This window comes from Nocardia sp. NPDC051900, from assembly GCF_044452545.1.
Lineage (GTDB): Bacteria > Actinomycetota > Actinomycetes > Mycobacteriales > Mycobacteriaceae > Nocardia > Nocardia sichangensis.
This window is the reverse complement of the sequence record NZ_JBITBU010000017.1, coordinates 121,128-138,956: the sequence shown is the minus strand read 5'-3', so window position 1 is coordinate 138,956 and position 17,829 is coordinate 121,128. Positions and strand designations below refer to the sequence as shown.

Here is a 17,829-nt window from a genome sequence, read left to right as displayed (position 1 = left end):
CCGCGCTCACGCCAGGCGGCCACCGCCATCGACGTGGAGGGTCGTCCCGGTCATGAACGGATTGGTCAGTGCCGACAGCGCCGCGGCGGAGATGTCGGCGGTGCTTCCGACCCGGCGCGCCGGATTGCGAGCCGCCACCTCCTCGAAGAATTGCTCTTTCCGCTCGCCCAGACCGTCCCAGGCGCCCGAGTCGACGATGCCCGGCGACAGCGCGTTCACCCGGACCGGCGCCAGCTCGACCGCCAGCGCCTCGGCGAGAAAACGCACCGCGCCGTTGGTCGCGGCCATCACCGTCCGGCCCGGCGCCGGCCGCCATGCGGCGACCCCGGAGAACAGCAGCAGTGCACCGCCCGGCCTGATCCGGGCGGCGAAGTGCTTGCCGAGCAGGATCGGGCCGATCACCTTCGCGTCGAAGGACCGCACGACCGCCGCGCGGTCCAGCTCGGCCACGGGACCGTTCGCGCGCGCCGCCGCCACTGACACCAGATAGTCCAGTTCACCGATTTCCTCGGCCGCCCGGACGACGGAGTCCTCGTCGCCGAGATCGATGCGCAGGGCATGGATCGCCGCGCGACCACGTGTCTCGGCCGCCACCTGCCGCCGCGCGGCGGCGACGGCATTCTCGTCCCGGCCCGCGAGCACCACGTCCGCGCCCTCGGCGGCGCCGTCTCGCGCGATCTGTCGCGCGATGCCCGACGCGCCGCCGACGATGACGAGTTTCTTGCCATGCATCGTGCCTGTCATGAGTTGCCTCCTCGGTAGGTCGCCCCCACCGAGAAGGAACAAGCAGGGAGACCATCGGCCATCCCGTCGTGAGATCGATATTTTCTCGCTTTGCCATAAAATTCTCGAATGCCTACTTTGCGCGCGCTGGAGTGCCTGGTCGCCGTGCTGGACTCCGGATCGGTGACCGAAGCCGCCGGCCGGCTGCATCTGTCGCAGCCCGCGCTGTCGCATCAGATCGCCGCGCTGGAACGCGAACTCGGCACGCCGGTGCTGGAGCGGCTGCCGCGCGGTGTGCGGGCCACCGCGGCGGGCCGCGCGATCGCCGCGGACGCGCGTGCCGCCGTGGCCGCCGCCGAACGGGTGGTCACGGCAGGCCGCGCCGTCGCCGCGGGCGCGCGAGGACAGCTGCGGATCGCTTGCGCGGACAGCATGTCCGCGAGCCTGCTCGCGCCTGTGCTGCGCGCCTGGCACCGCCGCCGCCCCGAGGTACACCTCGTCCTGGCCGAGTTGTCCAGCGCGGACGCCATGGCCGAGATGGTGTCCGCCGGGACGGCCGACCTCGCCCTCGGGCCGCGGCCGTCCCGCTGGGAGGGCCACCTCGTGGTGATCGGAACCGAGGAGATCGTCGCGGTGTCGCCGCAGGCAGCCGGAGAGCCCACGGCCACGGTCACTTTCGCCGACATCGCCGCTCGACCGGTGGTGCACTACCACTCCGACAACGGTCTCGGCGCCTGGCTCGACGAAATCGCGGCAGGCAGGGGCGTGGCGCTGACCGCGTCCACCCGGACCCGGCAGGCCACCACCGCCGCCCAGCTGGCCGCCGCAGGACTCGGCACCGCACTCGTGCCGACCAGCGCGCTGACGGCCACGTTCTCCGGCGCCGTCCGCAGCCTGCGTCCGCCCTTGGTGCGCGAGGTCGTCTGCCTCACCGCCACCCCGGGCGATCCTCTCGTCCGCCGATTCCTGGAAGACCTGCGCCGTCGCGGTGTCCCGGTCCCGAGCCCGATCGCCGCCCAGTTGACGGCACCGGAGTGAGGCGGCGGCGCCGGGTCAGTGCTTGCGCACCACGCGTTCGCCTTCGCCCGGCTTCCAGATGGTGATGTCGAGGTGGTCGCCCGCGACCTCCACTGTCGACGCGCCGGTGAGATCGGCGACGTAGAAGTGGTCGAACTGTTGGCCCCTGATGTCGAAACCGGTCTCGTCGAACAGGTGCTGAGCGAAGCGAACGTGCACGTCGCGGTCTGGAAGCTCGACGACCGTGCCGAAGAGTTTGGCGTCGCCGTCGGACACGTTCGTGTCCACCGTGGCGGTGTGCAGGCAGAAGCGCGGATCGCGCGCCAGATCGCGGAACTTGGTCGTGCCCGGCATCCCGGCGATCACCAGGAGTTCATCGAAGACGCGCGGTTCGATCGGACTGATCCGTGGATATCCGTCGGAACGGATGGTGCCGAGCATGCAGAGATTGCCCGCCGCGCGGTGCCTGCGCAGGAAGATCTCGGCGATGTGCGGCGCGTCTTCGGTGAACCGGCTCCAAGTGGTCATACCGGCGACGGTACGGCGAATACTTGCCATCTCCTGTCCAGGTTTCCGGCTAGTGTCGCCTACGTGCGAGCGAGTCGACTGGTGCAGCTGCTCTTGCTGTTGCAGACGCGGGGCAGGCTCACGGCGCCCGAACTGGCCAGGGAACTGGAGGTGTCGGTGCGCACCGTCTACCGCGACGTCGAGGCACTCTCGGCGGCCGGTGTCCCGGTCTACAGCGAGCCGGGCCGGGCCGGCGGCGTGCGGCTGGTCGACGGCTACCGCACCCGGCTCACCGGCCTCACCACCGACGAAGCCGACGCGGTGCTGCTGACCGGTCTGCCCGGCGCCGCCGCCGATCTCGGGCTCGGGACCGTGCTGGCCACCGCGCAGTTGAAGGTGCTCGCCGCGCTGCCGCCGGAACTGCGCGGGCGGGCGACGCGCATCGCCGAGCGGGTGCTCGTCGACGCGCCGGGCTGGTTCCACCGGCCGGACGAGACGCCGATGCTCGCGACGATCGCCGACGCGCTCTGGCACGACCGCAGGCTGCGGGTGCGCTACCGCCGCAACGACAAGGTGGTCGAGCGCCTGCTCGACCCGCTCGGTCTGGTGCTCAAGGCGGGCACCTGGTATCTGGTGGCGCGCAGCGGGTCCACACCGCGCTCGTACCGGGTCGGCCGGATACTCGCCGCCGAGCCGACCGGCGAAACCTTCTCCCGCCCAGCGCAATTCGATCTGCGCACACATTGGTCCGAGGCCGCCGACGAATTCGCGCGCTCGATGCTGCGCGTGCGGGCGCGCTGCCGGATCGCCGCCACCCACCTGCGCCTGCTGCGGCTGACGAACGATCCGGCGGCGGTCGCGGAGGCACTGGCCTCGGCGGGACCGCCCGATGCCGAAGGCTGGGTCGAGGTGGTGGTTCCGTCGGAGTCCTACGACGTGCTCGCCCACGGCCTGCTGCCGCTCGGCGAGCACGTCGAGGTTCTCGACCCACCGCAGTTGCGCGCTCGACTCGCGGCGACCGCAGCCGCCATGCACGCGCGCTACTCCGGGAAGTAGTTCCTATGCCACCTGATGCTGAAGTCCCCCTGACCGGAGGACGAATCACCCCCGGCGTGGTCCGCGTCGGCGACACGGTGCGACGACCAACCACCGCCTCGTCGGCCTTCGTCGCCGAGCTGCTCACGCACCTCGAGCAAGTCCGTTTCGCCGGCGCACCGCGTTATCTCGGACTCGACGACACCGGCCGCGATACCTTCACCTACCTGCCCGGATGGGTGCCCGCCAGGTTCCAGCGCTGGACGGACACCCAGGTCGCCGCAGCAGGGGCCCTGCTCCGTTCGCTCCACGACGCGACCCGCGACAGCGGCCTCACGGCAGGCCGACCGGTCGTCTGCCACCACGACCCCGGCCCCAACAACACCGTCTTCCGGAACGCCCGACCGGTCGCCTTCATCGATTTCGACACCGCCGCCCCCGGCGATCCGCTCGAAGACTTCGGGTACCTGGCCTGGACGTGGTGCGTCTCCTCGAAGCCCGACGCACCACCCGCCCCCGCCCAAGCAGCCCAGGTGCGAATCCTCGCCGACGCCTACGGCCTCACCACCGCCGAGCGAGCCCACGTCGTCGACGCGATGCTCGACCGCCAGATTCGCAACGCCCACTGGTGGACAGCACAGCTGACCGAACCCGGCCATCGCGGCACCAGCCCCGAGCAGGTCGCCTCCCGCATCGCCTGGTCCGAACGGGAACAGGCCTACACCAGCGCCCACCGCGCCGCCTTCGAAGCGGCACTCCGGTACGACGGATGATCCGGGTCTCGAGCGTGCCGCCGCACCGACATTCGACCCGGGAAAGCCCGGCGGGACAAGCGGATCCGCCGAGGTCCATCGACGGATGGACCACTCACCGGCCGTGCGCGGCCGCCGGGTGATGTCCGGCCCGGTCAGCTCTGTGGACGAGTGGGCCGGATCAGCGCAGCGTGCGAAAGAACTCGCGCACGTCCGCGATCAGCAGATCCGGCGCCTCCATCGCCGCGAAATGCCCGCCGCGGTCGAACTCGGTCCACCGGACGATGTTGTGCGCGTCTTCGGCGAGTTTGCGGACGGACATGTCGCCGGGGAAGATCGCCGCCGCGGTCGGCACGTCGGACTTCCGCGTCGGCGCGCCCCAGACCGCGGATTCGCTGTAGAGCCGCAGCGAGGAGGCGAAGGTTCCGGTGAACCAGTACAGGCTGACGTTGGTCAGCAGCGCATCCCGGCCCACCGCGTCGTCGGGCAGCTCGATCGCCGGGTCGGTGTACTGCCGGAACAGGTCGGCGATCCAAGCCAGCAGCCCGGCGGGTGAGTCCTGGAGGCCGATCGCGAGCGTCTGCGGACGGTTCGCCTGCACGGTCGCGTAGTCGTAGCGGGCGTAGCTGTCCGGACCGGTCATCGTGTCCAGCTTCGCCTGATCCGCCGCGGACCATTCCGCCTGAGCCACGTATTCGTCCGGGCCGCCGGAGTTTTCGGCGTCGCCGTCCCAGGACGGAATCGTAATCGGGCCGTTCACGTGCAGGCCTACCAAATGCTCGGAGTCGATATGGCCCAGCTGGGCGGCGACGAAGTACCCCGCGTCGCCGCCCTGCACGCCGTAGCGGTGGTAGCCCAGACGCGCCATGAGTGCCGCGACCACCTCCGCGAACCGCTCGGTCGAGCCCGCACCCGGGTCCGGGGCCACCGCGGAGAACGCGAAACCCGGCAGCGAGGGCACAACCACGTGGAACGCGTCGGCCGGGTCGCCGCCGTGTGCGCGCGGATCGCTCAGCGGTCCGAGCAACTCCAGGAACTCGACGAACGACGCGGGCCAGCCGTGCCCGAGCACCAGCGGCATGGCATTCGGCTCCGGAGAGCGCAGGTGCAAGAAGTGCACCTGCCGCCCCTCGATGTCGGTGACGAACTGCGGCAGCTCGTTCAGCTCCGCTTCCACTGCGCGCCAATCGAATTCGGTACGCCAGTACTCGGCCAGCGGTCGCAGGTAGGACACTCGCATGCCCTTGTCCCATCCCGCGCCGGGCAGGTCGCTCGGCCACGACGTGCCTGCGAGGCGCCGGTGCAGATCGTCGATCCGCTCTTGCGGGATGGCGATGCGGAAGGGGCGAATGTCCGGTTCGGTAGTCATATCGGCCACGGTAGGAAGGGCTTAGGACGGGAGCGTTCCTAACTTCCGGGCATGCTGGCGTCATGCTGGAAACGTCGGCCCGCCTGCTCGCCCTGCTGACTCTGCTGCAGACCCGTCCGGACCGGACGGGCACCGAACTGGCCGAACGGCTCGGCGTCACCGGCCGCACCGTTCGCCGCGACGTCGACCGGCTGCGCGAGCTGGGCTACCCGATCCATGCCACCCGCGGCGCCGCGGGCTACCGGCTGGGCGCGGGGACAGCGCTGCCGCCGCTGCTGCTCGACGACGACGAAGCGGTCGCGGTGGCGGTCGGGCTGCGCGGCGGCACCGTGACCGGGCTCGAAGAGGCATCGCTGCGCGCGCTGACCAAACTGGAGCAGGTGCTCCCGCCGCGCTTGCGGCACCGGATCCGCACCCTGCGCGGCGCCACCTTGCGCGTCGGCGCACCGGCGCCGCAGGTCGATCCGGACACGCTCATGGCCATCGCCGAAACGTGCCAGCGCCACGAACGGCTCCGGTTCGACTACCGCGCGCACAACGGCGCGCTCGGCCCGCGCACCGTCGAGCCGCACACCCTCGTGCACTTCAGCAGGCATTGGTACCTGGTCGCCTGGGATGTCGACCGCGCCGACTGGCGCACCTTCCGGGTGGACCGGATGACCCCGCGGATTCCGACCGGGCCGCGCTTCACGCCCCGGGAGCCGCCGGAAGGCGATGTCGTGGCATATCTTTCGATGCGGCTGTCGGCCCACTCGTGGCCACATCAGGCGACGGTGCTGCTGCACCGATCGGCCGACGACGCCGCCGGACGCGTCTGGCCCGGTGCGGGCGTCGTGGAAGCCGTCGACGAGCACAGCTGCCGCCTGCACGTCGGCAGCGAGACGCCCGAACAGCTGGTCTGGATGATCACCTCGGTCGATCTCGACTTCACCGTGCTCACCGGCCCACCGGAACTCCTCGACGCGCTCCGCGCCCAGGCCGCCCGCTGCGAGCGCGCGGTACGCGACTTCGGATCGTAGCGAGCTAGCAGCGCCAATCCAGGACCGGCGCGAACGACCTGAGTTGCACCGAATCGGGGATCGCCCGCAGCAAGGCGTTCCGCAACGCGACGCCGGGCGGGAACGACAGTTGCGCCACCGCGCCGATCCGGCGCGAGCGAGACGCGATCATCCGGGTACGCGGCCCGCGTTCCCGGTCGTAGGCGGTCAGGTCACCGTCGCGGGTCACGACCCTGGCCAGCACCACGGCGTCCTCCAGCGCCTGGCAGGCGCCTTGCCCGAGGTTGGGCATCATCGCGTGCGCGGCGTCGCCGACGAGCGCGATCCGTCCTGCCACAAAGGTTTTCAGCGCGGGCAGGTCGTAGAGATCGTGCCGCAGCACCTCGGCGTCCCCGGCCGCGGCGAGCAGGGCGGGAATCGGCTCGTGCCAGCCGCCGAACCGCGCGCGCAACTCGGCGAGCCCGCCGCTCGCCGTGCCCGCGGGCATGTTCGCGGTGGCGAAGCAGTAGACCCGGCCGTCCGCGAGCGGCGCGTACCCGAAACGCTCGCCGCACCCCCAGCTTTCGCCCATATCAGTGACCGGCTGGTGCGGCGTGACGACCAGACGCCATGCGGTGTATCCGCCGTAGCGGGGCCGAATCTCGCCGCAGACGGCGCGGCGCACCACACTGCGGATGCCGTCGGCGCCGACGACGAAGTCTCCGCTGGACGTCCCGGCCGAGTGCACCACCGTGCCGTCCACCCTCGCCTCGGCCACGGTGACACCGGTGCGCAGCGCCTCCGCCGGGATGGCCGACCGCAGAATGTCCACCAGATCGGCGCGGTGCAGCATGATCGGGCTGCCGTACGCCGCCCGGAGCTTCTCGGCGTCGATCCTGGTCAGCCACCGCCCGGTGCGGTCGCGAATACCCGCAGCGCCCTCCTCGACGGCCCGTGCCCGCACCGCGTCGCCCAGGCCGAGTACATCGAGAGCACGCAGGGCGTTGGGCCACAAGGACAACCCCGCCCCGACCTCGGTGATCTCGGCACTCCGCTCGAGCACTTCGACGCGCAGGCCCTGCCGGAGGAAGGCGACCGCGGTCGCCAGACCACCGATGCCACCGCCCACGATGACCACCTCGGGCATCGTTTCCCCTTTCTACGGACCACTCGGCTTCCCGGAACATTACTACGTATGTAGTGTCGCGCGCCGGACTGTAACCGGTATCACTACCGTTGTAGTATCGAGGAATGTCCGGTAAGCGCGAACTCGTCTTGGACGCGGCGATCGAGCTGCTCGGGTCCCGCGGGATCCGAGCGCTCACCCACCGCGCGGTGGACGAGGTCGCGGGCATGCCCGCCGGATCGGCGTCCAACTACTTCCGCACCCGTGCGGCGCTGCTGACCGGCATCGCCGAGCGACTCGAAGCTCGCGACTACGCGGATTGGGAGGCGCTCAACCGGCGACCCGCCCCCGCCACCATCGAGGAACTCGTCGACGGCACGGCCGCCTTCGTCGTCCACGCGGTGCGGACCGACCGCGCACGGACATTGGCGCGCTACGCGCTGTTCCAAGAAGCGCGGACCTCGCCCGCGCTGCGCGAGACCGTGCGGGGCGGCCACCGCAGGCTGACCGAATGGGCCGCGAGCCTGCTGGCGAACGTCGGCGGGGACCGGGCGACGACGCAGATCCTGGTCGGCCAGCTCGAGGGCATCATCCTGCACCAATTGGTCGATCCGACGCCGGATTTCGATCCGCGTCCGGTGCTGGACCGGTTGGTGCGCGCGCTGATCGCTTCGAACGACTAGCGCCGGGCGTCGCGGCCGAAGCCCGCCGCCACCGTCAGAAGAACGTGTGCAGGAGATCCACCACTCGCGGCGAGGGCGCGTCGGCGTCATCGATCACCGGGATCAGCCGCCATTTGTCGAAAGCCGTGCACGGGTGCGACAGACCGAGCCGAACGACCGCCCCGATGGGCAACTCGGTGGCGGCGCCGCCCGGTAACCGGAGGAAGGCGTGCTGGTCGTTGAGCGCGGAGACCGTCGCGTCCGAGTCGAGCGCACCGCCCCGCAGTCCCGCGACGCGCTGCGGAACCGGCATCCCCTCGTCGAAAGGCAGATCACGTTTGCCCGCGTCGAGCAATGCGAGGCCGGGCTCCGGGCGCGAGAGTGCGCGTGCCCAGCCGTGCATCGCCGAGCGCAGCGGCCGCGCGCACTCGGGAGCCGCCAGTGGCGACATGCTCGCGTAGAAGCCGTCATCGTGGATGACATACGCGCCCGAGCGCAGCACGACCGTCGTCGCGACACCTTGCCTGCCCCGCTCGTCGGACAGCGGGGCGAGGTACTCGAGCGCCAGCTCGGGATAGGCGCTCCCACCGGCGGTGACGACGGCCGGACCGTGATATCGCCCCGCCGCGTCGAGTTCCCGGTGCAGCCGGGCGAGTTCCCCGAGGTAGTCGCGCACCGCGCGGATGCCGGTCGGGGTGCGGTCGTGTGCGAGCGCGCCCTCGTAACCGCCCACCCCGGCGAGCGTCAGCCGGGACGCGCCGGCGATCGCCCGAGCTACGGCGTGCGCCTGCTCCACCGTGCGTGCGCCGGTTCTGCCGTGCGGGCCGCCGAGTTCCACCAGCACCCGGATCCGCGCCGACTCGGGGGCGGTGCGCAGGTGCGCGTCCATCAAAGCGACCGTTTCGGCGCTGTCGGCCCAGCAGTAGAACTCGAAAGACGGATCGCGCGCCGATTCCGCCGCGACCCAACGCAATCCGACCGGGTCAACCAGCGCGTTGGCCAGCAGCACCCGCGCGACGCCGAAGGACCGCGCCACCTGCGTCTGCCAGATGGTGGCCAGGGTGATGCCCCATGAGCCCGCGGCCAGCTGATCGGCCCACACCTGCGGCGCCATCGTCGTCTTGCCGTGCGGCGCCAGCCGAACGCCTGCCGCGCGCACCCACTCGGCCATGACCGCGATGTTCTCCGCGAGGGCCGCGCGATCGACCGTGAGCACCGGCGTCTCCAGCTGATCGAGCGCCGGTGCGGCAGCGCGGAGTTCGCGCACGGTCCGCCCCCAGAACGCGGGTGGCATGCCCTTGTGCTCGGGACCGATCCGGCGGTCCGCCAGCGCCGCCACGGCTGCTTCGTCGATCGACACGACGTCCTTCCTACCGGACGCGGGCCCTTCGGCGGCTATCCCGAGTTGCGCAGGGCGGTGGCCAGGCCGTTCATCGTCAGCAGGATGCCGCGTTTCACCAGTTCGGAGTCGTCCCCGGCCCGGAGGCGGCGCAGCAGCTCCACCTGCATCTGGTTCAGTGGTTCCAGGTAGGGGAAGCGGTTGTGGATCGACTCGGCCAGCGACGGGTTGTCGGCCAGCAGGTGATCGTTGCCGGTGATCGCGGCATGCATGCGGACGGTCCGCGCGTGTTCGTCGCGGATCATGCCGAAGATCTGCTCCCGCAACGCCACGTCGTCCACGAGTTCCGCGTAGCGGGCGGCGATGTCCAGATCGCTCTTGGCCATCACCTGCGCCAGATTGGACAGCACCGTGCGGAAGAACGGCCAGCGGCGATACAGATCCGCCAAGGTCGCCAGACGTTCCGGGTCGCCGCCGATCCACTCCTCCAGCGCGGCACCGGTGCCGTACCACCCCGGCAGCATCACCCGCGCCTGACTCCACGACATCACCCACGGGATGGCGCGCAGGTCCGCGACCGAATTCGTCGGCTTGCGCGAGGCAGGCCTGCTGCCGATGTTCAGATCGCCCACCTCGGCGACCGGCGTGGACTGCCGGAAGTACTCGACGAATCCGGGTGTCTCGTGCACCAGCCGCGCGTACGCGGCTCGGGCGCGGGCCGCCAGGTCGTCCATGATGCCGTAGGACGGCTCGGCGTCGGCGCCGAGACCCTCCACGTCCAGCAGCGTCGACTCCAGGGTGCCCGCGATCAGCGACTCCAGATTGCGATGCGCCGCACCGGGTTCGGCGTATTTCGCGGCGATCACCTCGCCCTGCTCGGTGAGCCGCAGCGAGCCGCGCACCGCTCCGGCCGGCTGGGCGAGGATCGCGTCGTAGCTGCGGCCGCCGCCGCGACCGACCGTGCCGCCGCGGCCGTGGAACAGCCGCAACCGGATGCCGGTCTTGCGGGCGACCTCGACCAGATCCAGCTCCGCCCGGTACAACGCCCAGTTGGCGGCCAGATACCCGCCGTCCTTGTTGGAGTCGGAGTAGCCGAGCATCACTTCTTGACGCATGCCCTGCGCGGCCACCAGCTCGCGATAGACCGGCACCTCCAGCGCCGCCGACAGCGTGGCCGCACCCGCGCCGAGGTCCTCGATGGTCTCGAACAGCGGGACGATGCCCACCGGGCAACTCGGCGGCCCGTCCGGCTCCCCCGCGTCGAGCAGACCGCCCTCCTTCAGTAGCAGGGCGGCTTCGAGCAGGTCACTGACCGACGTGCACATGCTGATGATGTAGTTCGGCACCGCCGCCGCGCCGAGCGTGTCCACCACGTCGCGGGCGGCGCGGACGATGCCGAGTTCCTTGACGGCCAGTTCGCTCAGCCGGGCGTGCGGACCGAGCAGCGGGCGGCGAGTGCGCAGCTCGGCGGCGAGCAGTTCCACCCGGCGCGACTCCGGCAGGCTCGCGTAGTCGGAGTGCACCCCGGCCCAGGCCAGCAGTTCGGCGACGACCTGCTCGTGCACCTCCGAGTTCTGGCGCATGTCCAGGCTCTGCAAATGGAAGCCGAACGTCTCCAGGGCGTGGCGCAACGTGGCGAGGCGATCGTCGGCGAGCAGGCCGTCGCCACTGCGCCGCAGCGAGGCGTCGATCGCGTCCAAGTCGTCCAGGACGGCCTGCGGAGTCGGGTAGGGCCGCGCCCCGGCATCGAGGCCGTTCGGCGGCACCTGCTCGAGCGCCGCCAGCGCGGTGGCGGTCAGCCGGGCCCGGACGTGGTGCAGCGCACGGCGATACGGCTCGTCGGCGTGCGTCGCCGGATCGGGGTACCCGGTCTCGGCGAGCGCGGCGACCTCGGGCGTCACGGCGACCAACCGGGCCGACAACGACAGCGTCTTCTCCAGTTCCACCAGATCGCGCAGGTAGCGCTCGAACGCGACGCCCGCGGCGCGGGAGGCGGCCTGCCGCACCACCTCGGCGGTGACGTACGGGTTGCCGTCGCGGTCGCCGCCGATCCACGAACCCGGACGCAGCATCGGGCGCGGCAGCAGCTCGACGCCGGGCCAGCGCGAGCGCAGCGCGGCGCGTACCTCCGCGTTGATCGCCGGGATCACGTCGAACAGGGTCAGGTCGTAGTAGCGCAGACCCACCGAGATCTCGTCCTGGATGCGCAAGCGCGCCAAGCGGATCAGCGCGGTGCGCCACAGGCTCAGCACCTGGCGGCGGATTCGCCGCTCGAGGTCGGCGCGCTCGCGCTCGTTCTCGGCGTAGCGCTGGCGCAGGCGCATCAGCTCGGTGATCCGGGCCTGCGCGTCGAAGACGGTGCGGCGGCGCGTCTCGGTCGGGTGCGCGGTGATCACCGGCGACACCAGCGCGTCGGCCAGCAGATCCGCGACCCGGGTTCCGTCCAGCGCCGCCGCGTCCAGCTTGCGGTAGGTGGCCGCCAGTGACGAGTCCTGCGGCGGTTCGCCCGCCGTCTCGTGCGCGGCGCGGCGGCGGTCGCGCTGGATGTCCTCGGCCAGATTGGCCAGCAGCACGAAGTAGCTGAACGCGCGGATGAGCGGAAGGGCCACCGTGATGTCCACTCCGTCGAGCATCTCCGCGACGGCGCTGCGCCCGACCTCCTCGCGGCGCACCCGGAACGCTTCGATGCGCACGCGCTCTATGAGGTCGAAGACCTCCGGCCCCTCGTGGTCGCGAATGGTGTCGCCGAGCACGCCACCGAGGAACCGGATGTCGTCGCGCAGCGGCCGGATGGCGTCCTGTTGGGTCTCGCTCGTCGTTTCACCCATGATCAGACAGTATTGTCCTCCGGCCCGCCGGGAAATGCGACGCGGCCCACACCGGCCGCGCCCGGCTCAGCCGAGGAGTTCGGAGAAGCGCAGGTGGTTGCCCCACAGGTCACGGAACCCGCAGTCGCGGACGCCGTACGGCTGCGAGATCGGCTCCTGCGTCACCTCCACCCCGGCGTCGCGCAGCCGGGCGAACGTGGCGTCCACGGCGTCGGTGGTGAAGATCAACGTGCCCTGCGCCCCGTTGGCCAGCCGGGCCCGCGCCGCCGCGGCGGCCGCCTCGTCCGGCACCATCTCGGGGGTCTCCAGAATGAACTCGATGCCCGGCTGCTTCGCCGGCCCGACGGTCAGCCAGCGCCCACCGGCGAACGGCAGGTCCGCACGCACTTCCAGACCGATCACGTCGCGATAGAACTCCAAGGCCTTGTCCTGGTCACCGACCAGCACGCCGATGTGGGTGAGGCCGAGGTCCGCGCCGTTGCTCATGATGATGCTCCTTCTGTTCGTCAGGGCCGGGCAACAGTACGGACGACGCACGCGCGGCGAATTCATCGGTCGCGGCGCAATCTCGCGGCGATTCTCAGCCCGCGTCCCTTGCGGTCAGGTGATCCGTCCGGTGCAACAGGACCTGTTCGAGTAGCGAGACCAGCACCTCCTTGACCGAATCGCGCTGCCTGGCATCGCATTCCAGCACCGGGATCCAATCCTCCAGTTCGAGCGCCTCGCGGACCTCGTCGAGGTCGAAACGCGTGCTGCCGTCGAAGCGGTTGACCGCGATGACGAACGGCGTGCCGCGTGCCTCGAAATAGTCCAGTACCGGATAGCAGTCGTCGACGCGGCCGGTGTCCACCACGATCACCGCGCCGAGCGCACCGTCGACCAGGTCGTCCCACAGGAAGACGAAACGGTCCTGGCCCGGCGTGCCGAACAGGTACAGCAGCAGCGAGCTGTCCAGGGTGATGCGCCCGAAGTCGAGGGCGACCGTGGTCTGCGTCTTGTCGGCCCGATGCCCCGCGTCGTCCACGCCGACGGCCATCTCGGTCATCGCCGCCTCGGTCACCAGCGGCTCGATTTCGGAGATGGCTCCGATGAATGTCGTCTTCCCGACGCCGAAACCACCGCTGACCACGATTTTCACCGAGGACGGCATGGTAGGCGTTCGCATGTCAGAGTGCCCGGACAAGGTCCCTGATCCTCTCGATGGCGGCGGCGGTGAGCTGGTCGGCCGAGCGCACGGTCACGTGTCCGGTGGCGGCCAGGTCGCTGACCACGACCTTGGCGACCCCGACCGGCACGCCGAGCGCGGCGCCGATCTCGGCGATGGAGTGCGGCCGCTGGCACAACCGCACGAGGGTGCGCTGCTCGAAACGCAGCGGCGCGGACAGCGCTGCGGGCTCGGCCCGCACCAACGTCTCGATGCGCAGTCCGTCCAGCAGCGGCCTGGTGCGTCCCGCGGTGACCACGAAGGGCCGCACGAATCGGTCCTCGCCGGAGGCGAATTCGTGTCTCATCGCCGCAGCGACTCACGCAGTTCGGCGATGAGCGCGGGATCGAGCAGCGCACCAGCGCGGTCGGCGAGCACCGCCATCTCGTAGCCGACCAGACCGACGTCGCAACCGCTGTCGGCGATCACGCCGAGACAGCTGCCGTCGCCCATGGCGGAGACGAGCAGGAACCCGCGCCTCATCTCGATCATGATCAGTTTCAGGCCGTCGAAGGAGTAGCTGCGCGAGGCGCTGCGGGCCAGCCCGACCAGCCCGGACACCATGGCGGCGAGCCGGTCGGCGGAGGCGCGGTCCAATCCTTCGGACATGGCGATGAGCAGGCCGTCCGAGGACACCGCGACCGCCTCGCGCACACCGTCGGTCTCGCGAACGAAGTTGGCCAGCATCCAATTGAACGTGTGCGGGTCGGCGCTCGATATGTGGGTGGTCACCGGATCTCCTCTGCCATGGTCGCGGCGGGCTGGAATTCGGGCGCCGCGTCGGCGGCGCGGACGCGGTCGTCCCGCGCGGCGGCGTGCCGTGCGGGCGCGCCACGCTGATGTCCCGTCCGGAAGGAGGACAGCATGCTGCGGATCTCCTCGGGTGAGCGCTCGACCGCGGGGGCGGGCTCCATGCGGGGCGGCGCGTCGGGCCGCGCGCCGGTGGCGGCAGCGCGGGCCTTCTTGTTCCGTTTCACCAAGCCGTTCTTGGTGTGCCGCGCCGCGGGTTCGCTCGGCGCCGGGCCGGATGGCTCTTGTGCGCGGCGGGATTCGATGAGACCGGCGCTCGCTGTCGGCTCGGTCCGTGCGGAAACGAACTGCGTGTAGGGCGACGACCCGGCGTTCACCGCGTGCGCCGGTGGGCGGTCGGCGGTCGTAGCGGTAGCGGTAGCGGTAGCGCGCGATTGTGGCCTCGAACCGCTCGGAGACCCAGCGGTATCGCCCACCGTGGCGGTGTGGGAGGTGGCGGGATCGTCGCGCCGATCCGGCTCGGTCTCGACCATGCCGGGCGGCAGCGTCAGGCGCGCGACGATGCCGCTCACCGGCGAGACGCTCAGTTCGACCGTGATGCCGAGCCGCTCGGCGAGCCTGCCGACCACGTAGTGGCCGAGGTGGCGGGTCGGTGCGACGACGAAGTCCTGTTCGCCGCGCAATCGTGCGTTGGCCTGGGCCAATTGGTCGGCGGGCATGCCGACGCCGTGGTCGACCACCGCGAGCAAGTACCCGTTGGGCCCGGCGCGCCCGTAGATCTCCACCTCGACATCCGGTGGGGAGAACGCCAGCCCGTTCTCGATCAGCTCCGCGAGTATGTGCGCGAGTTCGCTGGCCGCCGCGCCGGCGATGAGCACGTCGTCCATCCGGCGCAGCACCACCCTGCGGTAGTCGTCGACCTCGGACAGGCCCGCGCGGATCACGTCGCTCAGCGGGATCGGCTCGGCCCAGCGGCGCGGGCTCGCCTCGCCGACCAGCACGAGCAGGCTTTCGGCGTTGCGGCGCATGCGGGTGGCGAGATGGTCGAGCTCGAAGAGGTTCGACAGCGCCTTGGGATCGAGCTCCTCGCGTTCGAATTCGCTGATCAGGCCGAGCTGGCGGCGCACGAGGTTCTGGTTGCGGCGGGCCAGGCTGACCATCGACTCGGTGGTGTTGCGGCGCACCAGCGCCTGCTCCGACGCGAGGTCGAAGGCGGTGGACTGCACCCGATCCAGCGCTCGGGCCACGGCGACGATCTCGACGCCCGCCCCCGGCGGTGGTCGCACCGGGGCGGGCGGGTCGGGCGGCCGGGTGTCGTCGCCGGTGCGCCAGGCCGAGATCACGTCGGGCAGCCGCCGACCGGATACGTCGTCGGCGTCCGCGGCCAGCGTGGCCAGCGGCCGGACGATCGCGCGCACCGCGGCGACGACCAGCGCCACCTCCAGCGCGATCGCCGCCAGCGCGGCGAGCACGAACGCGCCGAGGGCCAGCGCGGCGTCGCCGCGCAACACCTCTGCCCGCTGCCGCACGTCGGCGCCGACCGTCTGCTGCACGGTGCGCTGCTCGTCGATGACCGCGGTCATCCTGGTCCACCAGGCGATCGGATCGACCGGGCGCGCCAGCGGTCCGCCGCCCGCGGCGATCGCGACGTTCTCCGACTCCGCGGCCGCGTCCGCGTCCGCGCCGTCCAGCACGGCGTCCAAGCGCGCCTGCTGAGCGCCGGTCGCGTCGCGGGCGAACGCGGCCAGTCCGGCCAGTTTGGCCGCGCGGATGTCGAGGAATTGCACGTACTCGCCCGGCCCGAAGGCATCCGCGGCGAAGACGCCGTTGAGGAAGCCGCGCTCGCGAGCCGTCTGCTCCTTCGCCTCACCCAGCGCGTACAGCGCTTGCAGCCCGTGCCGGACCACCGGGTCGGCGGCCTGATCCAGACCGAGGGACAGGTGGTTCAGGGCGTCGATCGCGTCGGTGTAGTACTGGAACGCCGCCTGCCGGGGTTCTCGCCGCTGGTCGATCGTGGATCGGGTCGCGTCCAGATCGGCCAGCGGCCGGGCGGCCTCCCGCACCCGCTCCGCGCCGGGCGGACCGTCCGCCACCGCCTGCCGCAGGGCGCGCAAGGCGCGGTCGACCGCACCGCGCTGGTCGTCGACCGGCTGGCGCAAGCGCTGGTCGCCGCCGAGCAGGCCATTGGTCAGGCCGCGCTCGCGCTGCGTCTCGTGCACCAGGTCCTGCACCGCCAGCGCGAGCGTCACCGCGGCGACTGTGTCCCGGCTCTTCCGGTACGCGTCCACTTCGCGTGCCACCAGCGTGCCCAACAGCGCGAGCACCAGCACGAGCGACACCACCAGGATGCGGGCCAGCTGCCCGCGGATGGTTCGCGGGCGCACAATTCCGCTGCCGGACACCTGGCGTTCACCATCGGAAATGCGGAGGGGGACAACCGGTGTGCCGCCGGAATTCTCCGGTCGTCCAGGTGACCGCACCACCCTCTGCTCCTCCGATCAGCCGCCGCGCCTGCTCCACAGCGAGCACGCGGAAATCAAGGGGAAACTGTCACACGGCCTACCCGTCGTCAACGCGAGAATCGGGCAAAACGGACACTGTGCGGACTTCTAAACACACTGGCAACGAAGAGTTACGAGCGCGACAAAACCGGCATCCGCGAACGAATGCCGAGACTCGTTGTGTCCTACCCACCTTCGCCCGCCGCGAAACCTCGCGGCCCGACTCTGATACAGTCCGGCGCGACAAACCGGATGGCAAGAGGGCTGGATGGCGCACCGAATTACGTTGGTTCCCTTGGCGATCGCACTCGCGTTAGGACTGGCCGCCTGCGGCGACGAGTCCGGCGGGTCCCCCGCGACGACCACCACGCAGACCGCGAGCGCCGCGGGCACGGCCACCCAGCTGTTCGATCCCTGCACCGGCATCCCCGACGCCGCGCTGACGAGCGCCGGACTCGACCCGGCGAGCAAGCAGGTCGGCGTCGGCGGGGTGAAGCAGCCCGGTTGGGAGATCTGCGGATGGAAGGGCGCCGACTTCACCCTCGGCGTGTTCTCCAACAGCATGTCCGTGGCCGAGTTCGAGCGGAAGCCGGGCAATGTCGACTTCCAGGACGTCACCATCGCCGGACGCACCGGACGCCAGTTCCGCGTGGACGAGGCCGCCAAAGACCAAATGTGCGACGTACTCTTCCCCGCCCGGCAGGGCCTGCTGCAACTGACCCTGGTCAACAAGACCGCGGACCAGAACCCCTGCGATCGCCTCGCGACCATCGGCGAAGCGATCGTCCCGGCGCTGCCGAAGTAGCACCGCCCCCACTCGGCGCAGGACCGGGTACGGATTCGCCCGGCGCACCCGACAACCACGACCATCTCGGGGCGGCATCGGCGAAACTCAGACCCCCGATTACTCTCGCACGCAACCACACCAGCTCAACCACCGGTTTCGAGCGAAGCGAGACCGAGCATGCGCCGTTCGCGGCCCGGCTCGCGTCCGAGCGGCCGCCGCGTCCGCGACGAAGGAGCAAGCGGCGGTCGCTCG

17 protein-coding genes are annotated in these 17,829 nt (G+C 70.9%); 6 read left to right on the top strand and 11 right to left on the bottom strand.

Annotation, left to right across the window (positions count from 1 at the left end):
* Nucleotides 1-6 precede the first annotated feature (6 nt).
* Nucleotides 7-744: an SDR family oxidoreductase gene (locus ACIA5H_RS26980; protein WP_397078129.1), complete on the bottom strand. Its 738-nt coding sequence runs from the start codon at nucleotides 742-744 to the stop codon at nucleotides 7-9.
* 108 nt (nucleotides 745-852) lie between these two features.
* On the opposite strand from ACIA5H_RS26980, the gene ACIA5H_RS26975 reads away from it, so the two are divergent.
* Entirely contained in the window at nucleotides 853-1,761 is a 909-nt protein-coding gene (locus ACIA5H_RS26975) for a LysR substrate-binding domain-containing protein (protein ID WP_397078127.1), read from the top strand.
* A gap of 15 nt (nucleotides 1,762-1,776) precedes the next feature.
* Here ACIA5H_RS26975 and ACIA5H_RS26970 read toward each other — a convergent pair whose 3' ends face one another.
* The gene (locus tag ACIA5H_RS26970; RefSeq protein ID WP_397078125.1) at nucleotides 1,777-2,268 is read right to left on the bottom strand and encodes a pyridoxamine 5'-phosphate oxidase family protein; all 492 of its coding nucleotides are present in this window, start codon (nucleotides 2,266-2,268) and stop codon (nucleotides 1,777-1,779) included.
* A 63-nt stretch (nucleotides 2,269-2,331) separates the two neighbouring features.
* Here ACIA5H_RS26970 and ACIA5H_RS26965 point away from each other — a divergent pair, with 63 nt between their 5' ends.
* Both ACIA5H_RS26965 and ACIA5H_RS26960 read left to right on the top strand, forming a co-directional pair.
* On the top strand, nucleotides 2,332-3,303 hold the full coding sequence (locus tag ACIA5H_RS26965; RefSeq protein ID WP_379256144.1) for a helix-turn-helix transcriptional regulator: 972 nt from the start codon (nucleotides 2,332-2,334) through the stop codon (nucleotides 3,301-3,303).
* A 5-nt stretch (nucleotides 3,304-3,308) separates the two neighbouring features.
* A complete protein-coding gene (locus ACIA5H_RS26960) occupies nucleotides 3,309-4,055 on the top strand; it encodes a phosphotransferase (RefSeq protein ID WP_397078121.1) in 747 nt (248 codons plus the stop codon).
* Between the two features lie 160 nt (nucleotides 4,056-4,215).
* Here the strand turns inward: ACIA5H_RS26960 and ACIA5H_RS26955 are convergent, their stop codons facing one another.
* Nucleotides 4,216-5,403: an epoxide hydrolase family protein gene (locus ACIA5H_RS26955; RefSeq protein ID WP_397078119.1), complete on the bottom strand. Its 1,188-nt coding sequence runs from the start codon at nucleotides 5,401-5,403 to the stop codon at nucleotides 4,216-4,218.
* A gap of 62 nt (nucleotides 5,404-5,465) precedes the next feature.
* Here ACIA5H_RS26955 and ACIA5H_RS26950 point away from each other — a divergent pair, with 62 nt between their 5' ends.
* Entirely contained in the window at nucleotides 5,466-6,422 is a 957-nt protein-coding gene (locus ACIA5H_RS26950; RefSeq protein ID WP_397078117.1) for a helix-turn-helix transcriptional regulator, read from the top strand.
* Between the two features lie 4 nt (nucleotides 6,423-6,426).
* Here the strand turns inward: ACIA5H_RS26950 and ACIA5H_RS26945 are convergent, their stop codons facing one another.
* On the bottom strand, nucleotides 6,427-7,527 hold the full coding sequence (locus tag ACIA5H_RS26945; protein ID WP_397078115.1) for an FAD-dependent monooxygenase: 1,101 nt from the start codon (nucleotides 7,525-7,527) through the stop codon (nucleotides 6,427-6,429).
* Nucleotides 7,528-7,631: 104 nt separating this feature from the next.
* Here ACIA5H_RS26945 and ACIA5H_RS26940 point away from each other — a divergent pair, with 104 nt between their 5' ends.
* Nucleotides 7,632-8,189, top strand: coding sequence for a TetR/AcrR family transcriptional regulator (locus ACIA5H_RS26940; RefSeq protein WP_379256137.1), 558 nt, complete (start codon nucleotides 7,632-7,634; stop codon nucleotides 8,187-8,189).
* A gap of 34 nt (nucleotides 8,190-8,223) precedes the next feature.
* On the opposite strand, the gene ACIA5H_RS26935 is transcribed toward ACIA5H_RS26940, so the two are convergent.
* The 7 genes from ACIA5H_RS26935 to ACIA5H_RS26905 form a co-directional block, all read right to left on the bottom strand.
* The gene (locus tag ACIA5H_RS26935; RefSeq protein ID WP_397078112.1) at nucleotides 8,224-9,528 is read right to left on the bottom strand and encodes an amino acid deaminase; all 1,305 of its coding nucleotides are present in this window, start codon (nucleotides 9,526-9,528) and stop codon (nucleotides 8,224-8,226) included.
* A gap of 35 nt (nucleotides 9,529-9,563) precedes the next feature.
* Nucleotides 9,564-12,335, bottom strand: a complete 2,772-nt coding sequence (gene ppc / locus ACIA5H_RS26930) for a phosphoenolpyruvate carboxylase (RefSeq protein ID WP_397078110.1) — start codon at nucleotides 12,333-12,335, stop codon at nucleotides 9,564-9,566.
* Nucleotides 12,336-12,401: 66 nt separating this feature from the next.
* A complete protein-coding gene (locus ACIA5H_RS26925) occupies nucleotides 12,402-12,821 on the bottom strand; it encodes a VOC family protein (RefSeq protein ID WP_397078108.1) in 420 nt (139 codons plus the stop codon).
* A 94-nt stretch (nucleotides 12,822-12,915) separates the two neighbouring features.
* A complete protein-coding gene (locus ACIA5H_RS26920) occupies nucleotides 12,916-13,464 on the bottom strand; it encodes an ATP/GTP-binding protein (RefSeq protein ID WP_379256207.1) in 549 nt (182 codons plus the stop codon).
* Between the two features lie 37 nt (nucleotides 13,465-13,501).
* Entirely contained in the window at nucleotides 13,502-13,846 is a 345-nt protein-coding gene (locus ACIA5H_RS26915; protein WP_355080657.1) for a DUF742 domain-containing protein, read from the bottom strand.
* Nucleotides 13,843-14,226, bottom strand: coding sequence for a roadblock/LC7 domain-containing protein (locus ACIA5H_RS26910; RefSeq protein ID WP_355080712.1), 384 nt, complete (start codon nucleotides 14,224-14,226; stop codon nucleotides 13,843-13,845). The genes ACIA5H_RS26915 and ACIA5H_RS26910 overlap by 4 nt, the downstream gene beginning before the upstream one ends.
* Nucleotides 14,227-14,267: 41 nt before the next feature.
* Complete coding sequence (locus ACIA5H_RS26905; RefSeq protein ID WP_397078106.1) at nucleotides 14,268-16,691, bottom strand: nitrate- and nitrite sensing domain-containing protein; 2,424 nt, start codon at nucleotides 16,689-16,691, stop codon at nucleotides 14,268-14,270.
* A gap of 394 nt (nucleotides 16,692-17,085) precedes the next feature.
* On the opposite strand from ACIA5H_RS26905, the gene ACIA5H_RS26900 reads away from it, so the two are divergent.
* The gene (locus ACIA5H_RS26900; RefSeq protein ID WP_397078104.1) at nucleotides 17,086-17,595 is read left to right on the top strand and encodes a DUF3558 domain-containing protein; all 510 of its coding nucleotides are present in this window, start codon (nucleotides 17,086-17,088) and stop codon (nucleotides 17,593-17,595) included.
* The last annotated feature ends 234 nt before the right edge of the window (nucleotides 17,596-17,829 follow it).